Source organism: Nonomuraea sp. AD125B, from assembly GCF_041402765.1.
In the GTDB taxonomy this organism is placed as follows: domain Bacteria; phylum Actinomycetota; class Actinomycetes; order Streptosporangiales; family Streptosporangiaceae; genus Nonomuraea; species Nonomuraea bangladeshensis.
Genome location: NZ_JBGLOU010000011.1, coordinates 275,798 through 291,831 on the forward strand (window position 1 = coordinate 275,798; position 16,034 = coordinate 291,831).

Annotated in this window: 14 protein-coding genes; 8 read left to right on the plus strand and 6 right to left on the minus strand. The window is 73.3% G+C overall.

Annotated features, from left to right (window positions below; translation table 11 throughout):
• Positions 1-3: 3 nt before the first annotated feature.
• Entirely contained in the window at positions 4-1,074 is a 1,071-nt protein-coding gene (locus tag ACBR40_RS28635; protein ID WP_371250773.1) for a glycosyltransferase family 4 protein, read from the plus strand.
• Here ACBR40_RS28635 and ACBR40_RS28640 read toward each other — a convergent pair.
• Positions 966-1,934, minus strand: a complete 969-nt coding sequence (locus tag ACBR40_RS28640) for a lysylphosphatidylglycerol synthase domain-containing protein (RefSeq protein WP_371250774.1) — start codon at positions 1,932-1,934, stop codon at positions 966-968. The two genes, ACBR40_RS28635 and ACBR40_RS28640, sit on opposite strands and share 109 nt — an antisense overlap.
• An 88-nt stretch (positions 1,935-2,022) precedes the next feature.
• On the opposite strand from ACBR40_RS28640, the gene ACBR40_RS28645 reads away from it, so the two are divergent.
• The 4 genes from ACBR40_RS28645 (at position 2,023) to ACBR40_RS28660 (ending at position 6,088) form a co-directional block, all read left to right on the plus strand.
• Entirely contained in the window at positions 2,023-2,850 is an 828-nt protein-coding gene (locus tag ACBR40_RS28645; RefSeq protein ID WP_371250775.1) for a methyltransferase domain-containing protein, read from the plus strand.
• Positions 2,847-3,767: a lysylphosphatidylglycerol synthase domain-containing protein gene (locus ACBR40_RS28650; protein ID WP_371250776.1), complete on the plus strand. Its 921-nt coding sequence runs from the start codon at positions 2,847-2,849 to the stop codon at positions 3,765-3,767. The genes ACBR40_RS28645 and ACBR40_RS28650 overlap by 4 nt, the downstream gene beginning before the upstream one ends.
• A gap of 93 nt (positions 3,768-3,860) precedes the next feature.
• Entirely contained in the window at positions 3,861-4,976 is a 1,116-nt protein-coding gene (locus ACBR40_RS28655) for a glycosyltransferase family 1 protein (protein ID WP_344210262.1), read from the plus strand.
• 17 nt (positions 4,977-4,993) lie between these two features.
• On the plus strand, positions 4,994-6,088 hold the full coding sequence (locus ACBR40_RS28660) for an NDP-sugar synthase (RefSeq protein WP_364449885.1): 1,095 nt from the start codon (positions 4,994-4,996) through the stop codon (positions 6,086-6,088).
• Here the strand turns inward: ACBR40_RS28660 and ACBR40_RS28665 are convergent.
• Both ACBR40_RS28665 and ACBR40_RS28670 read right to left on the minus strand, forming a co-directional pair.
• Positions 6,070-6,639: a hypothetical protein gene (locus ACBR40_RS28665; RefSeq protein ID WP_371250777.1), complete on the minus strand. Its 570-nt coding sequence runs from the start codon at positions 6,637-6,639 to the stop codon at positions 6,070-6,072. The two genes, ACBR40_RS28660 and ACBR40_RS28665, sit on opposite strands and share 19 nt — an antisense overlap.
• Before the next feature lie 119 nt (positions 6,640-6,758).
• Complete coding sequence (locus tag ACBR40_RS28670; protein WP_371250778.1) at positions 6,759-7,442, minus strand: serine/threonine-protein kinase; 684 nt, start codon at positions 7,440-7,442, stop codon at positions 6,759-6,761.
• A 118-nt stretch (positions 7,443-7,560) separates the two neighbouring features.
• On the opposite strand from ACBR40_RS28670, the gene ACBR40_RS28675 reads away from it, so the two are divergent.
• From ACBR40_RS28675 to ACBR40_RS28685, 3 genes are read left to right on the plus strand one after another with little or no spacing between them, the layout of a single operon-like run.
• Positions 7,561-8,457, plus strand: coding sequence for a DNA-3-methyladenine glycosylase (locus ACBR40_RS28675; protein WP_371250779.1), 897 nt, complete (start codon positions 7,561-7,563; stop codon positions 8,455-8,457).
• A gap of 48 nt (positions 8,458-8,505) precedes the next feature.
• Positions 8,506-11,058: a bifunctional FO biosynthesis protein CofGH gene (locus tag ACBR40_RS28680; protein WP_371250780.1), complete on the plus strand. Its 2,553-nt coding sequence runs from the start codon at positions 8,506-8,508 to the stop codon at positions 11,056-11,058.
• 60 nt (positions 11,059-11,118) lie between these two features.
• Positions 11,119-12,867, plus strand: a complete 1,749-nt coding sequence (locus tag ACBR40_RS28685) for a substrate-binding and VWA domain-containing protein (RefSeq protein ID WP_371250781.1) — start codon at positions 11,119-11,121, stop codon at positions 12,865-12,867.
• Between the two features lie 46 nt (positions 12,868-12,913).
• Here ACBR40_RS28685 and ACBR40_RS28690 read toward each other — a convergent pair whose 3' ends face one another.
• From ACBR40_RS28690 to cofD, 3 genes are all read right to left on the minus strand, one after another.
• The gene (locus ACBR40_RS28690; RefSeq protein ID WP_364449869.1) at positions 12,914-13,648 is read right to left on the minus strand and encodes a lytic polysaccharide monooxygenase; all 735 of its coding nucleotides are present in this window, start codon (positions 13,646-13,648) and stop codon (positions 12,914-12,916) included.
• 107 nt (positions 13,649-13,755) lie between these two features.
• Entirely contained in the window at positions 13,756-15,054 is a 1,299-nt protein-coding gene (locus ACBR40_RS28695) for a coenzyme F420-0:L-glutamate ligase (protein WP_371250782.1), read from the minus strand.
• The gene (gene cofD, locus ACBR40_RS28700; protein ID WP_344210246.1) at positions 15,051-15,989 is read right to left on the minus strand and encodes a 2-phospho-L-lactate transferase; all 939 of its coding nucleotides are present in this window, start codon (positions 15,987-15,989) and stop codon (positions 15,051-15,053) included. The genes ACBR40_RS28695 and cofD overlap by 4 nt, the downstream gene beginning before the upstream one ends.
• Between the last annotated feature and the right edge of the window lie 45 nt (positions 15,990-16,034).

The window sequence follows — 16,034 nt, forward strand, 5'->3', positions numbered from 1 at the left end:
CGCGTGCGGATCGCGATCGTCGGGCCGACTTACCCGTACAAAGGGGGCGGGGCGCAGCACACCACCGAGCTGGCGCACCGGCTGGCCGCGCTGGGGCACGACGTGGTGATCGAGTCCTGGCGGGCGCAATACCCGTCGTTCCTCTATCCGGGGCAGCAGACCATCTCCGCGCCCGAGGGCACCCCCTATCCGGCGACCGCGCGCCGGCTCGACTGGCGCCGCCCCGACGAGTGGCTGGCCGCCGGGCGGCGGATGCGCGCCGCCGACCTGGTGGTGCTGGCCGTGCTGAGCTCGGTGCAGGTCCCGGCCTACCTGGGCATCCTCGCCGGCCTCGGCCGCCGCGCCCCCGCGCTCGCCCTCTGCCACAACGTGCTGCCGCACGAGCGCAAGCCGTACGACAGGCCGCTCATGAAGGCGCTGCTCAAGCGGGTGGACGCGGTGCTCGCCCACTCCGAGGAGCAGGCCGGGCTGGCCCGCGGGCTGGCCGCCACGCCGGTACGGGTGGCCGGGCTGCCGCCGCACCTGCCCGTGACCGGGGCGTCGGGATCGGCCGAGGTGCGCAGGCGGCTGCTGTTCTTCGGTATGGTGCGCCCGTACAAGGGGCTGGACCTGCTGCTGCGGGCGCTGCCCGAGGGCGTCTCGCTGACCGTCGCCGGGGAGTTCTGGGGCGGGCTGGACGAGACCGAGGCGCTGATCCGCGAGCTCGGCCTCGGCGACCGCGTGGAGCTGCGGCCCGGCTACGTGCCCGCGGACGACGTGCCGAAGCTGTTCGCCGCCGCCGACGCGCTCGTGCTGCCCTACCGCAGCGCCACCGCCAGCCAGAACGTGTGGCTGGCGCACGAGCACGGCGTCCCGGTGATCGCCACGCGGGTGGGCGCGCTCGCCGACCACGTCACCGACGGCGTGGACGGGCTGCTCGTCGAGCCGGGCGACGCCGGCGCGCTGCGCGCGGCCATCGAGCGCTTCTACGCCTCCGGCGAGCCCGAGAGGTTGCGGTCGGGGGTCAAGGCGGTCGATCCCGAGCCGTTCTGGTCGGCGTACACGGCGGCGCTGCTGGGCGCTGGCCGGGCCTGACGGCCCAGCAGGAACGACACCCCGGCCAGCGCGGCGTCGGCCAGCGTGAACGCCAGCCGCGACACGATGGCCACCGCCAGCGCCGGCGCGGTGCCGATGACCGGCCCGAGCACCAGCACCAGCGCGCCCTCCCTGATGCCCACGCCGGCCGGCACCACGACGGTGAGGATGCCGGTCGCCCAGGCGAAGGCGTAGGCCCCGGTGCCCGCCAGGTAGAGGTCGGTCCGGCCGGTGAGCAGCCAGATGTGCACGCCGTAGACGAACCAGCCGAGCACCGTCCAGGCCACCGCGACGACCACGGTGCGGCCGGGCAGCACGCTCTCCAGCGGCTCGCGCCGCGCCAGGCGCAGCGCCAGGTTGAGCCCCCAGCCCAGCACCTTCGGATGCAGGCACACGATGATCACGGGGACCAGCAGCACGAGGTACCACGCCTCGCGCACCGCCTCCAGCGAGCCCAGCGTGGCCGCGGCGATCGAGATCGCCACCCCGATGTTGATCACCAGTCCGAGCGAGATGGTGGCGAACGTCCGGCGCGGCGGGCTCCCGTGGTCGCGGCCGAGGTCCATCATCGCCGCGTACGCCCACACCGCGCCCGGGATGTACTTGCCGAGCTGGCCCACGAACATGATCCGCCCGGCGATCCGCAGCGGCACCCGCGTGCCGAGCCCCGCCATGATCTCCCGCCAGGCGACCAGCATGAGGAACTGGCCGAGCATCACCGCGAGGAACGACCCGAGCACCGCCCACGGCGACAGCGCGGCCAGCGCCGTGGTGGTGTCGTCCCAGTTGCGGGCCAGGCCGTAGCCGAGGAACCCGATGGCGACCAGGGCGAGGACGATGCGCAGCAGCCGGCGGAGCATTCGCTCAGGCTACGCGCGTCACGCCCGTGAGTGCCAGAGACCCGCGTCCGACCTCAAGCCCGTCCGAAGGTGGGTACTGTGGGGCCCCGTGGGGAAGCAACGCGTCGCGCAGCTCGCATACTCGGAGTTCCAGTCAGCCATGCTCGACGAGGGCAAGCGGCGGCGGAAGGCGGCGAAGATCATCGCCGTGCTGGAGCACTTCCGCGGGCCGCTCGGCGGGCTGACCGTGGCCGACATCGGCTGCTCGGCCGGGTTCATCGCCGACGAGCTGGCCCAGGCCGGCGCCAAGCACACGATGGGCGTCGACATCGACGTGCCGGGGCTGCGCAAGGCGGCCGACCGGTTCGGCGGGCGGGTGGCGTTCGTGTGCGGCGACGGCACGGCGCTGCCGTTCCCCGACGGCTCGGTGGACGTGCTGGTGTTCAACCACATTTACGAGCACGTGGTCGACCCCGACGCGGTGGTGGCCGAGATGCACCGGGTGCTGTCCGACGACGGGGTGCTCTACCTGGGGCTGGGCAACCGGCTCGGGGTCATGGAGCCGCACTACAAGCTGCCGTTCCTGTCCTACCTGCCGCCCGCGCTGGCCGACCGCTACGTGCGCGCCTCCGGCCGGGCCGACCACTACTACGAGCGTTTCCGCACCCGGCGCGGGCTGCGCAGGATGCTGCGGGCCTTCCACGTCTGGGACTACACCTTCCCGGTGCTGGCCACGCCCACGAAGTTCGCCGGGGGAGAGCTGTTCCCCGGCGTGCTCGGCAAGGTCGTGCGCACGGTGCTCGCCCGGACGCCGCGCGCGGTGCTGCGGCTGCTGCTGCCGGTGGTGCCGACCTACCTGTGGGTGGCGACCAAGCGGCCGGCGCGGCCGGTGGGGGCGGCGTTGCCGCAGCCGCCCGAGCGGGTCCGGCCGCTGTGAAAGCCGAGGAGAGCCCGGCCGCCGGCGAGGTCGTCGTGCGGAAGCGCCGGCCGCGGGGGGCGCGGGGGCTGATCCGGGTCGCGTTCCTGCTGGTCGCGCTCGGGTTCGGCGGCTGGGCGGTGGCGCGGGAGTGGGACGGCGTGGTGGCCGGGTTCGCCCGGCTGTCGGCGCCCGCGCTGGCCGGGTCGCTGGTGGCCGTGGTGGCCGCGCTGCTCGGGGCCATGCTCACCTGGCGCACGCTGCTGGCCGACCTGGGCTCGCCGCTGCCGCTCCGGCCGGCGGCCAAGGTGTTCTTCGTGGGGCAGCTCGGCAAGTACATCCCGGGCGCGCTCTGGCCGGTTCTCGCGCAGATGGAGATGGGCCGCGACCTCGGCGTGCCCAGGGCGCGCAGCGCGGCGGCGTTCTTCCTGATGATGCCGATCCAGCTCGCCACCGGCCTGCTGGTGACGCTCGGCACGCTGGGCTGGGACCGTTATGGCTGGCTGCTGCTGGCCCTGCCGGCGCTGCTGGTGCTGCTGGAGCCCAAGGTCATCAACGCGGTGATCGCGTTCGGGCTGCGCAGGCTGAAGCGGGAGCCCCTGGAGCGGCCGCTCACCCGCCGGGGCATGCTCGCCGCGCTCGGCTGGGCGCTGGCCGGGTGGATCGCCTACGGCGTGCACCTCTACTTCATCGTGCCGCAGGGCGGGCTGGTGTTCGCGGTGGGGGCGTTCGCGTTGTCGTGGTGCCTCGGCATCCTGACCTTCGTCGTGCCGGCGGGCGCGGGGGTCCGGGAGGTCGCCATGGTGGCCGTGCTGGCGCCGCACGTTTCGGGCGGCGCCGCCATCGCGGTGGCCCTTTCGTCCCGGATTGTCATCATTCTGGGTGACTTGATCTGCGCCGGCCTCGCGGGAATCACGGCAAGGCGCTCCTCGGTGTGATTTGGACCACGATTTAGGGGACGTTGGTCATAAGCTGAACTACAGAGGGGGACGTTCAGTCCCACGTTGATCTTGAGGGGAGAAGATCTGCGTATGCCTCGTGTGCTCGTCGATGCGGCGGCGGTTCCCGCCGACCGCGGCGCGCTTACCCGCTACGTGGACGGGCTCGTCGCTGCCCTGCACCGGGCCGGCGCCGATGTCGCTGTCGCATGCCAGCGTGCCGACGCCGAACGCTACCGGCGCCTCGCGCCCAGCGCGAACGTCATCCCGGGGCCCGTCTCGCTCACCAACCGGGCGGCCAGGCTCGCCTGGGAGCAGAGCAGCCTGCCGCTGCTCGCCCGCCACGCCGGCGCGGACGTGATCCACGCTCCCTACTACTCGATCCCGCTCGGCTCCGGGATCCCGACCGTCGTGACGGTGCACGACGCGACCTGGTTCGCCGAGGCCGACCAGCACGGCCCCCGCGCGTCGTTCTTCCGCTCGGCCACCCGCACCGCCGTGCGCCGGGCCAAGCGGGTGATCGTGCCGTCCAAGGCCACCAGGGACGAGCTCGTCCGCGTGCTGTCCGCCGACCCCACCAGCATCGACGTCGCCTACCACGGCGTCGACCTCGCGCTGTTCCACCCGCCGAGCGAGGACGAGATCCGCCGGGCCGCGCTGCGCCTCGGGCTGCACGGGCAGCCGTACGTCGCCTTCCTCGGCAACCTCGACCCGCGCAAGAACGTGCCCAACCTCATCCGCGGGTTCGCCTCGGCGGTCAAGGCGCTGGACAAGCCGCCCGCGCTCGTGATCGGCGGCGGCGTGCACGAGAACGACGTGGACGCCGCCTGCCGGGAGGTCGAGGCCACCGTCCGCGTCATCAGGCCCGGCTACCTGCACGGCCCCGACCTGCCGGGCTTCCTCGGCGGCGCGCTCGTGGTGGCCTTCCCCTCGCGCGGCGAGGGGTTCGGGCTGCCGGTGCTGGAGGCCATGGCCTGCGGCGCGCCCGTGCTCACCACGCACCGCACCTCGCTGCCGGAGGTGGGCGGCGACGCGGTCGCCTACACCGAGCCCGACTCCGACAGCATCGCAAACGCGCTCGGCGGGCTCCTCGCCTCGGCCGAGCGGAGAAAGCAGCTCCAGGAGGCGGGCCTCGCCCGCGCCCGCGAGTTCACCTGGGACGCCTCGGCCGAGGCGCACCTCAGCGCCTATCAACGCGCGATCGAATAGTTCGGTAACCTCACGGAATGATGGAGAGCTCTTTGCCAGACCTCGAGGCGATCCTCCTGGTTGGGGGGCAGGGCACGCGCCTGCGCCCGCTGACACTGGGCACGCCCAAGCCGCTGCTGCCGACTGCCGGGGTGCCGTTCCTGGCCCACCAGTTGGCCCGTGCGCGATCGTTCGGCGTCCGCCGGATCGTCTTCGCGACCTCCTACAAGGCGTCCATGTTCGAGCCGGCCTTCGGCGACGGCGCGGCGTTCGGGCTCTCCCTCAGCTACATGACGGAAGAGACTCCCCTCGGCACCGGCGGAGCCATCCGCAACGCGGCCGAGGCGCTCACCGCGGGGCCGTCCGACCCGGTGCTCGTGCTCAACGGCGACATCCTCTCCGGCCACGACATCGGCGAACAGGTGCGCCTGCACCGCGCGCGGCAGGCCGCTGTAACGCTCCATCTGACGGAGGTCGACGATCCGTCCCGCTTCGGCTGCGTCCCGACGGACGACGACGGGCGGGTCACGGCCTTCCTGGAGAAGACTCCCGAGCCGGTCACCAACCGCATCAACGCCGGCTGCTACGTCTTCACCCGCTCGGTCATCGACTCGATCCCCAAGGACGAGGTGGTGTCGGTCGAGCGGCAGACGTTCCCCGGCCTGATCGAGGCGGGCGAGCTGGTGCTCGGCTACGCCACCCGCACCTACTGGCTCGACGTCGGCACTCCGGCCGCGTTCGTGCAGGGCTCGCGCGACCTGGTGCTGGGCCGCCTGGACTCCCCGGCCGTGCCGGGGCCGGCGGGCGAGTTCCTCCTGCTGCCCGGGGCCGTCGTCGCGCCGACGGCCAAGGTCGAGGGCGGCACCACGGTCGGCGCGCGGGCGGTCGTCGAGGCCGGGGCCATCGTGACCGGCTCGGTGCTGAGCGACGACTGCGTGATCGAGACGGGCGCGGAGGTCACCGACTCGGTGCTGGGCAAGGGCGCGCGGGTCTGCGCGGGCACGGTGGTGCGCGGCGCGGTGATCGGCGACGGCGCCGTGGTCGGGCCGGGCAACGAGCTCCAGGACGGCGTACGCGTCTGGCCGGGCATCGAGCTGCCCGAACGCGCGCTCCGCTACTCCAGCGACGTCTGAGAGGCCGGGGCCGGGAGACGGCGTGACTTCCTCGACTCCCAGGCCCAGCCTCCCAGCAGGACCAGGACGGTGGTGATCACGACCAACGGGATCACCCAGATCCGGTCGCCGTACCTGATGCCCAGCTTCGCCAGCAGGACGGCCATGCCGTCGAAGGCGTAGAACACGGCGCCGGCGCCGGCGACGAACCCGGCGAGGGCCCCGATGACGGCGACGGTCTCACCGGCGAGCGGCCGGAGGAACCGGGCCGCGCGGGCGCACAGCAGGCCGGCCAGGCCGTGCTCGACGACGAGGAGGACCGCCAGGGCGAGGCCCCATAAGGCGTGGTGGGACACGATGTGGCCGATGTAGTCCCAGGGGCCGCGGAACCCCCGGACGTCGAGGACGTCGAGCGCCTTCGCGAGGCCGAGGACGCCGAGCGCCAGAATGACCGCCGTCATCGCCGCGACGCCCTTGCGCTGCCATGCCCGCTCGGGGGCCCGCTCGGGGGCCTGCTCCGGCGGCGGGAGGATTCTCGTGCGGCCCACGCCCGGCCGCCGCTCGCCGAGCATGGCCAGCGCCTGCTCGACGGTCGGCCGGTTGCCCGGGTCCTTGTCGAGCAGCCGGGTGATGAGCGGCGCGAGCCGGCCCGCCCGTCGCGGCGGCGGCGGCTCCTCCAGCAGGACCGCGGTCAGCGCCGCCGGCTGGGTGTCGCGGCGGAACGGGGAGACGCCCTCGACGCCTGGTAGAGGGTCGCGCCGAGGGAGAACAGATCGCCCGCGGGCCGCCCGTCGGTGCCGCGCAGCCGCTCGGGGGCCATGTACTCGGGCGAGCCGACGAGCATCCCGGTGGCCGTCAGGGTGGTGTCGGTGGTGTGGAGCGCGATCCCGAAGTCGGTGAGCAGGACCCTGCCGTCCGTGGAGAGCATGACGTTGGCGGGCTTGACGTCGCGGTGCACGATGCCGGCCCGGTGCGCCGCGCCGAGCGCCGCCAGCAGTGCGCCGGCGACGTGGGCGGCCCGCTCCACCGGCAGCGGTCCGTGCTCGTCGAGGTGCTCGGCCAGCGAGCAGCCGTCGATCAGCTCCATCACGATCCAGGGCAGGCCGTCGGGGACGACGTCGTAGATGGCCAGGATGTTCTCGTGGGTCCGTAACCGGACGGCGTTGCGGGCCTCGCGGGCGGCGCGTTCCAGCCGCTTGTCCTGCTCCGCCTGGGACATCCCGGGCAGCAGGTGCAGCTCCTTGACCGCCACCTCGACGTCCAGGACCTCGTCGTACGCCCGCCAGACCCGCCCGAACCCGCCGGACCCGAGCAGGGCGACCAGCCGGTAACGTCCGCCGACCCTGTAGCCAGGCTGCGCCGATGTCATCGCCATCCCGCCCATCTCGCCCCGCACGACCGTTGGCCAGACTAGATCACGGGGGCCGGCGCCGTGGCCCGTACCGCGATCCCGGGGGGCCGCTCCACTCCGGCCGGCGCGGCACACTGAAGGGGTGAGGGAGCGCAGGTGGGCGCCGGACGGGCCGCTCGACGTCGGGCTGGCGTTGCAGCCGCACCGGCGCGGCGGCGGCGACCCCGCCTGGCGGCGGACCGCCGACGGGGCCCTGTGGCGCACGTCCAGGGCGCCCTCCGGCCCCTGCACGCTCCGGGTGAGCGTCGCGGGCGGCGAGGTGCTCGGGCAGGCGTGGGGGCCCGGCGCGGAGTGGGCGCTGGAGACCCTGCCGGCGCTGCTCGGGGCCGAGGACGACCGGTCCGGGTTCAGCGTCAGGCACGAGGTGCTGGCCGACGTCGTACGCCGCCACCCCGGCCTGCGCATCGGCCGCACTGGCCGCGTCATGGAGGCCCTGGTGCCGGCCGTGCTGGAGCAGAAGGTGGTGGGCCGGGAAGCCTGGCGGGCCTGGCGCTGGCTGCTCCACCACTACGGCGAGCCCGCCCCCGGCCCGGCCCCCGATGGCATGCGGGTGATCCCCGAGCCGGCCGTGTGGCGGCAGATCCCCTCCTGGCACTGGCACCGGGCGGGCGCGGAGGCGGTGCGGGCCCGTACGATCGCGACCGCCGCGTGGCACGCCACCAAGCTGGAGGCGGCCCGCACCACGCAGGAGCTCGACCGGCTGCTGCGCGCGCTGCCCGGCGTCGGGGTGTGGACCTCCGCCGAGGTGCGCCAGCGCGCGTTCGGCGATCCCGACGCGGTGAGCGTGGGTGACTTCCATCTGGCCAAGCTGGTCGGCTACGCGCTGACGGGGGAGAAGACCGACGATCCCGGCATGTTGCGGCTGCTGGAGCCGTACGAGGGGCATCGGCACCGGGCGACGGTGCTGGTGTGGCTGTCGGGGCTGCGGCCGCCGGCCCGGGGGCCGCGCATGCCGGCGCGCGACTTTCGGGCGTTTTGACCGACCCTGGGTGCGGGTGGTGAACTCAGCGCGCCGTACTGTGCCTGTATGAGTCCCGTGAACGATTCCGCGCTCCGCCGCGCTCTCGCCCGCGCCCGCGACGGCAAGACCCTCGACGTCACCGAGGCGACCGTGCTGCTGCACGCGCGGGACGAGCACCTCGACGCCCTCCTTGAGCACGCCTCCCGCGTCCGCGACGCCGGCCTCGAGGCCGCAGGACGGCCCGGCGTCGTCACCTACAGCAGGAAGGTGTTCATCCCGCTGACCAGGTTGTGCCGGGACCGGTGCGGCTACTGCACGTTCGCCACCGCGCCGCACAAGCTTGACTCGCCCTTCCTGAGCCCGGACGAGGTGCTGGAGATCGCCAGGCAGGGCGCGGCGATGGGGTGCAAGGAGGCGTTGTTCACGCTGGGGGACCGGCCGGAGGACCGCTGGCACCAGGCCCGCGAGTGGCTGGACGCGCACGGCTACGACGACACGCTGTCGTACGTGCGGGCCATGGCGATCAGGGTGCTGGAGGAGACCGGGCTGCTGCCGCACCTCAACCCCGGGGTGATGAGCTGGCGGGACCTGCAGCGGCTCAAGCCCGTCGCGCCGTCCATGGGGATGATGCTGGAGACGACGTCGCGGCGGTTGTTCGAGGAGAAGGGGCAGCCCCACTACGGCTCGCCGGACAAGGACCCGGCGGTGCGGCTGCGGGTGCTGGAGGACGCCGGGCGCAGCAACGTGCCGTTCACCACCGGCATCCTCATCGGGATCGGGGAGACCGTACAGGACCGGGCCGAGTCGATCTTCGCGATCCGGCGGGTGGCCCGCGAGTACGGCGGCGTCCAGGAGGTCATCGTCCAGAACTTCCGCGCCAAGCCGGACACCGCGATGCGCGGCATGCCCGACGCCGACCTCCAGGAGCTGGCCGCCACCATCGCCGTCACGCGCCTGGTGCTCGGCCCGAAGGCCCGCGTCCAGGCCCCGCCGAACCTGGTGGACGCCGAGTACGCGCTCATGCTCCGCGCCGGCATCGACGACTGGGGCGGCGTCTCCCCGCTCACCCCCGACCACGTCAACCCCGAGCGGCCCTGGCCGCAGATCGAGGAGCTGGCGGCTCGCACCGCCGCCGCCGGGTTCGCGCTGCGCGAGCGCCTGACCATCTACCCCGAGTACGTGCTGGCCGGCGAGCCCTGGCTGGACCCGCGCCTGTCCGCCCACGTGGCCGCGCTCGCCGACCCGGCGACCGGCCTGGCCCGCGAGGACGCCGTGCTCGAAGGCCGTCCGTGGCAGGAGCCGGACGGCGGCTTCGTCCCGGCCGGACGGGTGGACCTGCACGTCGAGGTGGACACCGACGGGCGCACGCACGACCGGCGCGCCGACTTCGACCACGTCTACGGCGACTGGGAGGCGCTGAAGGACCGCCTCGGCACGGCGACGCCCACGACGCCGGGCGACGTGCGGCAGGCGCTGCGCAGGGCCGCGGCCGACCCGGCCGGGCTCACCGACGACGAGGCCGTGGCGCTGCTCGGCGCGGACGGGGAGGCGCTGGAGGAGCTGGCCGCCATCGCCGACGACCTGCGGCGGCAGGCGGCCGGCGACGACGTCACCTACGTGGTCAACAGGAACATCAACTTCACCAACGTCTGCTACACCGGCTGCCGGTTCTGCGCGTTCGCGCAGCGGCGTACGGACGCGGACGCGTACACGCTGAGCCTGGACCAGGTGGCCGACCGGGCGCAGGAGGCGTGGGAGGCCGGCGCGACCGAGGTGTGCATGCAGGGCGGCATCCACCCCGACCTGCCGGGGACCGCGTACTTCGACATCGCGAAGGCGGTCAAGGCCCGCACGCCCGACATGCACGTGCACGCCTTCTCCCCGATGGAGGTCATCAACGGGGCGTCCAGGACGAACCTGTCCGTACGGGAGTGGCTGGAGGCCGCCAAGGAGGCCGGGGTGGACTCGCTGCCGGGCACGGCGGCCGAGATCCTGGACGACGACGTGCGCTGGGTGCTCACCAAGGGCAAGCTGCCGGCCAAGGAGTGGATCGACGTCATCACCACGGCACACAAGGTGGGCATCCCGACCACGTCCACGATGATGTACGGCCACGTCGACAACCACCTGCACTGGGTCAGGCACATCAAGCTGATCCGGCGGCTGCAGGAGGAGACCGGCGGGTTCTCGGAGTTCGTGCTGCTGCCGTTCGTGCACACGAGCGCGCCGATCTACCTGGCCGGCATCGCCCGCCCCGGCCCCACGGCGCGCGAGAACCGGGCCGTGCACGCCCTGGCCAGGATCCTGTTGCACGGCGCGATCGGCAACATCCAGTGCTCGTGGGTGAAGCTCCAGGACGACCTGTGCCGGCAGGTGCTCCAGGGCGGCGTCAACGACCTCGGCGGCACGCTCATGGAGGAGACCATCAGCCGCATGGCGGGCTCGGAGAACGGCTCGTACAAGACCATCAGCGAGCTGCGCGCCATGGTGGAGGTCACCGGGAGGCCGGTGCGCCAGCGCACCACCGAGTACGGCGTCCCGTCGGCGGAGCGGCTGGCCGCCTCGGCGGCGAGCGACGGCGTGTGCCAGAGCGTGCGGCGGGTGCTGCCCCTCGCGTAGTTGTAACTTGTTCTAACAACGGGTTGCGCCCCGAGTGCGGGTCCCTGACAGAATCGGCACGTGCGGTTGGGTCGGCATCGCGCCGCGCTCTCCACCGAGCAGCGGCGCAAGAAGGCGTTACGGCGTGGCGTGCTGGCCGGGCTCGCGGCCGTGGCCATCGTCGTCGCCTCGCTGACCGTGGTGTTCGGCGGCGCGGGCGCGCTGTGCTCCACACGGGAGCCCGTGCTGGTCAGCGTCGCGGCGGCGGTGGACGTCGCGCCCGCCGTCATGGAGGCGGCCGGGCGGTTCAACGACACCAAGGCGTCCGTGGGCGGCCGGTGCGTGCTCGTCCAGGTGACCGAGCAGCCGCCGGCCACCGTCCTGCGCACGCTCATCGGCGACCGCGCGGGCGTGCTGCGCGAGCGGCCCGACGGGTGGATCGCCGACTCCTCGGCCTGGATCCGGCTGGCCCGCCAGCAGGGGGCCAGCTCGCTGCCGTCCGGGGAGAGCGTCGTCGCGACCTCGCCGCTGGTGTTCGCCACACGGCAGTCGCTGGCGCGGCGCTTCTCCGTGGGCAACACCGAGATGAACTGGCGGATGGTCTTCCCGTCCACCGCGCGCGGGCGGCTGACGCCCACCGACGAGGAGCCCGACGTCGTACGCGTGCCCGACCCCTCGCTGGCCGGGGCGGGCATCGCGACCGTGGCCGCCGCCCGCGACGTGGTCGGCACCGGGCCCGAGGCCGACAAGGCGCTGACCGCTTTCGTCCGCTGGGCGCAGGCGGGGTCGGCCCCCGACTACCGCAGCATGCTGGCGGCCGTGGACGACCGTACGTTCTGGCAGCGGCCGGTGGTCATCGTGCCCGAGCAGTCCGTGTGGAACCACAACCAGCGGCCCTCCGCCGACCCGGTCGTGGCGCTGCACCCACGCGAGGGGACCATCGACCTCGACTACCCCTACGTCGTCACCGCCACCGACCCGGTGGCGGCCGAGGCGTCCACCGCGTTCGCCGACTGGCTGACGGGGCCGGAGGCGCAGCAGATCGTGCGGCGGGCCGGGTTCCGGTCGGGCGACGGCAAGGAGGGGCCGATCTCGCCGGGGCCGCTGCTCCCCACGGCCGCCCCCAAGGTGCGCACGTCCGTCACGCCGCAGGACATCGACGAGGCGCTGCGCGCCTGGAGCCGGCTCGCCCCGCCCACCAACATCCTGGTGCTGGCCGACACCAGCAAGCACATGGCCGAGCCGCTGAAGGGCAGCACCCGCGTGCAGGTGGCGCTGGAGGCCGCCAGGATCGGGCTCCAGCTCTTCCCGGTGTCCACGCACATGGGGCTGTGGGAGTTCGCCGGCGGGCTGGGGCAGGTCAGGGGCTACCGGGAGCTGGTCGGGCTCGGGCCGATCAACGAGCCCGAACGCGGGCAGGTCGTCCGGCGCAGCCGCCTGGAGGAGGCCACCGCCACCATCACCGCCCATCCCACGCGGCCGAGCTCGCTCTACGACGCCGTGCTCAGCGGCTTCCGCCGGGTGAGCGGCGAGTACCGCGAGGAGATGAACAACACGCTGCTGGTGATCACGGCGGGCAAGGACGACGGCAAGGGCATCAGCCGCGAGCGGCTGGTGGACACGCTGCGCCGAGAGTGGCGGCCCGACCGGCCGGTGCAGATCATCGTCATCGCCTTCGGCTCCGGCGTGGACCGCGCGGCGCTCGGCCAGATCACCGCCGCCACGAACGGCTCCCTGCACGAGGCGCAGCGGCCGGACGAGATCATCGACGTCTTCCTCGCGGCGCTGGCCCGCCGCCTGTGCCACCCCACCTGCAAGCCCGCCGCATGAGAAGGGGGACGCTCCCGGCGGAGCGTCCCCCTTCCCGGTCAGCGGGTCACACGCGCTGCCAGAGCGCCGGGACGTTCGGCGGCTCCCACCCGGCGAGCGAGGTGTGGGCCTGGACGCACCGGTAGGTGACGCCGTTGTAGGTGACCGTGTTGCCGACCGCGTACGCGACGCCCGCGCGCCACGTGCCCGACGGGGCGGTGGTGGTCGGCGTCGCGGTCGGGGTGGGCGTCCTGGTCACGGTGGGGGTGGCGGTCGGGGACGGGTTGCCGCCCCCGCCGACCTGCAGGTCGATGCAGGAGTAGAAGGCGTTGGCGGTGTCGGAGATGTTCCAGATCGCCAGGACCTTCTGGCGGCCGGTGAAGCCGGACAGGTTCACGGTGTGCGAGACCGTCGCGGGCGGCTGCTGGTTGTTGCCGCTGAACTCGGCGACCTTGGTGTTGCCGATGTAGTACTGGTAGTTCGCGGTCGCGTGCCGGGCGGTGAATGTCCAGGTGAAGGTCACCGTGGTGCCCACCGACGCCACCGGCCAGGGCTTGCTGTCGTCGTTGAGCTGGGCGAACTGCCCAAGGTTGGCGTTGCAGGTGCGCAGGCCCTTCGGGCCCTCGACGCTCTGCGGCTCGTAGACGATGTTGCCGCAGTCGGGCACCTTGCCCTGGGCGCAGTTGGCCTGCCGGCTGGGCGGCGAGTTGACGTAGCCGTGAGCCAGGGCGGGGCCGGTGTTGAAGACCGTGGCGGCGATGGCCATCGCCGCCACGGCGACCAACGTGAGCATCCTTCGCATGAAAGCGGCTCCTTTACATGGGGGGATGCTCCAAATGTAAAGGAAACTTTCCTAACGGTAAATGGCCCGGCTGACCGGGCGTGCGGGCTCCGGTCAGTACGGCCAGGTCAGCGCGTCACGATGAAATCGGCCGGATCGCGCGGCGCCCGGTCACGCGGCGGCGCGGCGGCGTGCCCCACCGCCACGCAGCCCATCGGGTCCCACGCGGCGGGCAGGTCGAGCACCTCGCGCACCACCGGCCGGCAGAACATCGTGGACGACACCCACGCCGAGCCCAGCCCCTCGACGGCGAGCTGGATGAGGAAGTTCTCCACCCCCGCGCCGGTCGCCACCACGAACATCTCCCGCTCGGCGGCGTTGCGCCGCTCGTCGCGGTAGGTGTGCGAGCCCTCCATCACCAGGCACGGCACCACCAGGTAGGGCGCGTTGCGCAGCACGTCGCCCCGGCGCACCCGCTTGGCGATCGACTCCTCGCTGAAACCGTCGCCCCGGAGGTCGGCGATCCATGCCTCGCGCATCGCGTCGAGCAGTTTCGTACGCGTCTCGGGCGACTCGACCAGCACGAACCGCCACGGGGTGGTGTGGTGCGGCGCGGGCGCGGCGATGCCGGCCGCCACCGCCCGCCGCACGGCCTGCCGATCGACGGGCTCGGCGGAGAACTCCCTGATCGTACGGCGGGCGAAGACGACGTCCCGCGAGCCGTAGCGGAACAGGTCCTCGTCGGCCGGTCGCACCAGCGGCGCGACCCCCGGGCCTTCGTCGTCGGTCACCAGGTGGGCGAGCCCGCGGACGATCGCCACCGGCACCCCGTCGAGCTTGCCCTTGACCAGCTCGGCCGCGCCGGCGATCTCGTCGGCCAGCGCCGTCACGGTCGCGCTCAGCTCGTTGCCGTAGGCGTCGGACCGGCCGCGGAAGTCGTCGAGCGGGCGCACGCCCGCCACGCCGATCGCCACGTCGGTCAGCCCGTTGCGCCACGGCCGGCCGAACGTGTCGGAGACGATCACCCCGGCCCGCACCCCGGTCCGCTCCGCGAGGCCCGCCCGGATGCGCCGGGCCGAGGCGTCCGGGTCCTCGGGCAGGAGCAGGACGGTGCCCGGCTCGGTGTTGGAGGCGTCGACCCCCGCGGCGGCCATCACGAAGCCGTGCCGGGTCTGGGAGATCACGGTGTCGCCGCGCCGGGCGACCACGCGCTCGGTCTCGTCGGCGATGGCCCGGGAACGGTCGGGGGCGTGGCGGACGCGGCCCTCGGCCTTGCTCACGATCTTCGAGGTGACCACGACGATGTCGCCGTCACGCACCTCGGCGCCGGCCAGCAGGGCGGCCACGTCGTCGCCCTCGCGCACCTCGCCGATGCCCTGGACGGCGATCACCTCGACGGTGGGGGGCTGCTGGGGGGTCAGGGTCATCGGGAGAGCTCCAGGGCCAGGTCGAGTGCGGTGCGGGCGATGCCGGCCGCGGCCTCGGCGTCGTGCATGAGGATGGGACGGGCCACGACCCGTACACCGTCGAGCGCCACCCCGGCGTCCTCCTCGGCCACGAGCCAGCCGTCGATCAGGTCGGAGCCGTAGAGCTCCAGCACGGCCTGAGCGCTCGTCTCCACGCCGATGGCGGTCAGGCAGGCGTCGGCCATGCCGCGCACCGGCGCGCCGCCGATGATCGGCGACACCCCGACGACGGTCTTGGGCAGCAGCGCCTCGCGGATCCCCGGCACCTGGAGGATGGTGCCGATGCTCACGACCGGGTTGGACGGCGGCAGGATCACCACGTCGGCCTGCCGGATCGCGTCGAGCACGCCCGGCGCCGGCTTCGCCTGATCGACCCCCACCAGCGCGAACGACTGGGCGGGCACCGAGGCGCGCAGCCGTACCCACCACTCCTGGAAGTGCACGGCGCGTTTGCCGCGCTCGTCCTCGATCACCACGTGGGTCTCGCAGCGGTCGTCGGTCATCGGCAGCAGGCGCACGCCCGGCTGCCAGCGCGTGCACAGCGCCTCGGTGATCTGCGAGAGCGGGTAGCCGGCCTCCAGCATCTGCGAGCGGACGATGTGAGTGGCGAAGTCGCGGTCGCCGAGGCCGAACCACTGCGGCTCCACGCCGTACGCGGCCAGCTCCTCCTTGACCACGTGGGACTCCTTGGCCCGGCCCCAGCCCTGCTCCTCGTCGATGCCGCCGCCCAGGGTGTACATCACGGTGTCGAGGTCGGGGCAGACCCGCAGCCCGAACAGCGTGATGTCGTCACCGGTGTTGCCGATCACGGTGATCGTGGCGTCCGGCTCGGTCGCGCGCAGACCGCGCAGGAAACGGGCGCCGCCGATGCCGCCGGCGAGTGACACGATGTGCATGTCCCTCAGTCTTCCACTGGCCTTTCACCGGCCTTTCACCGGTCG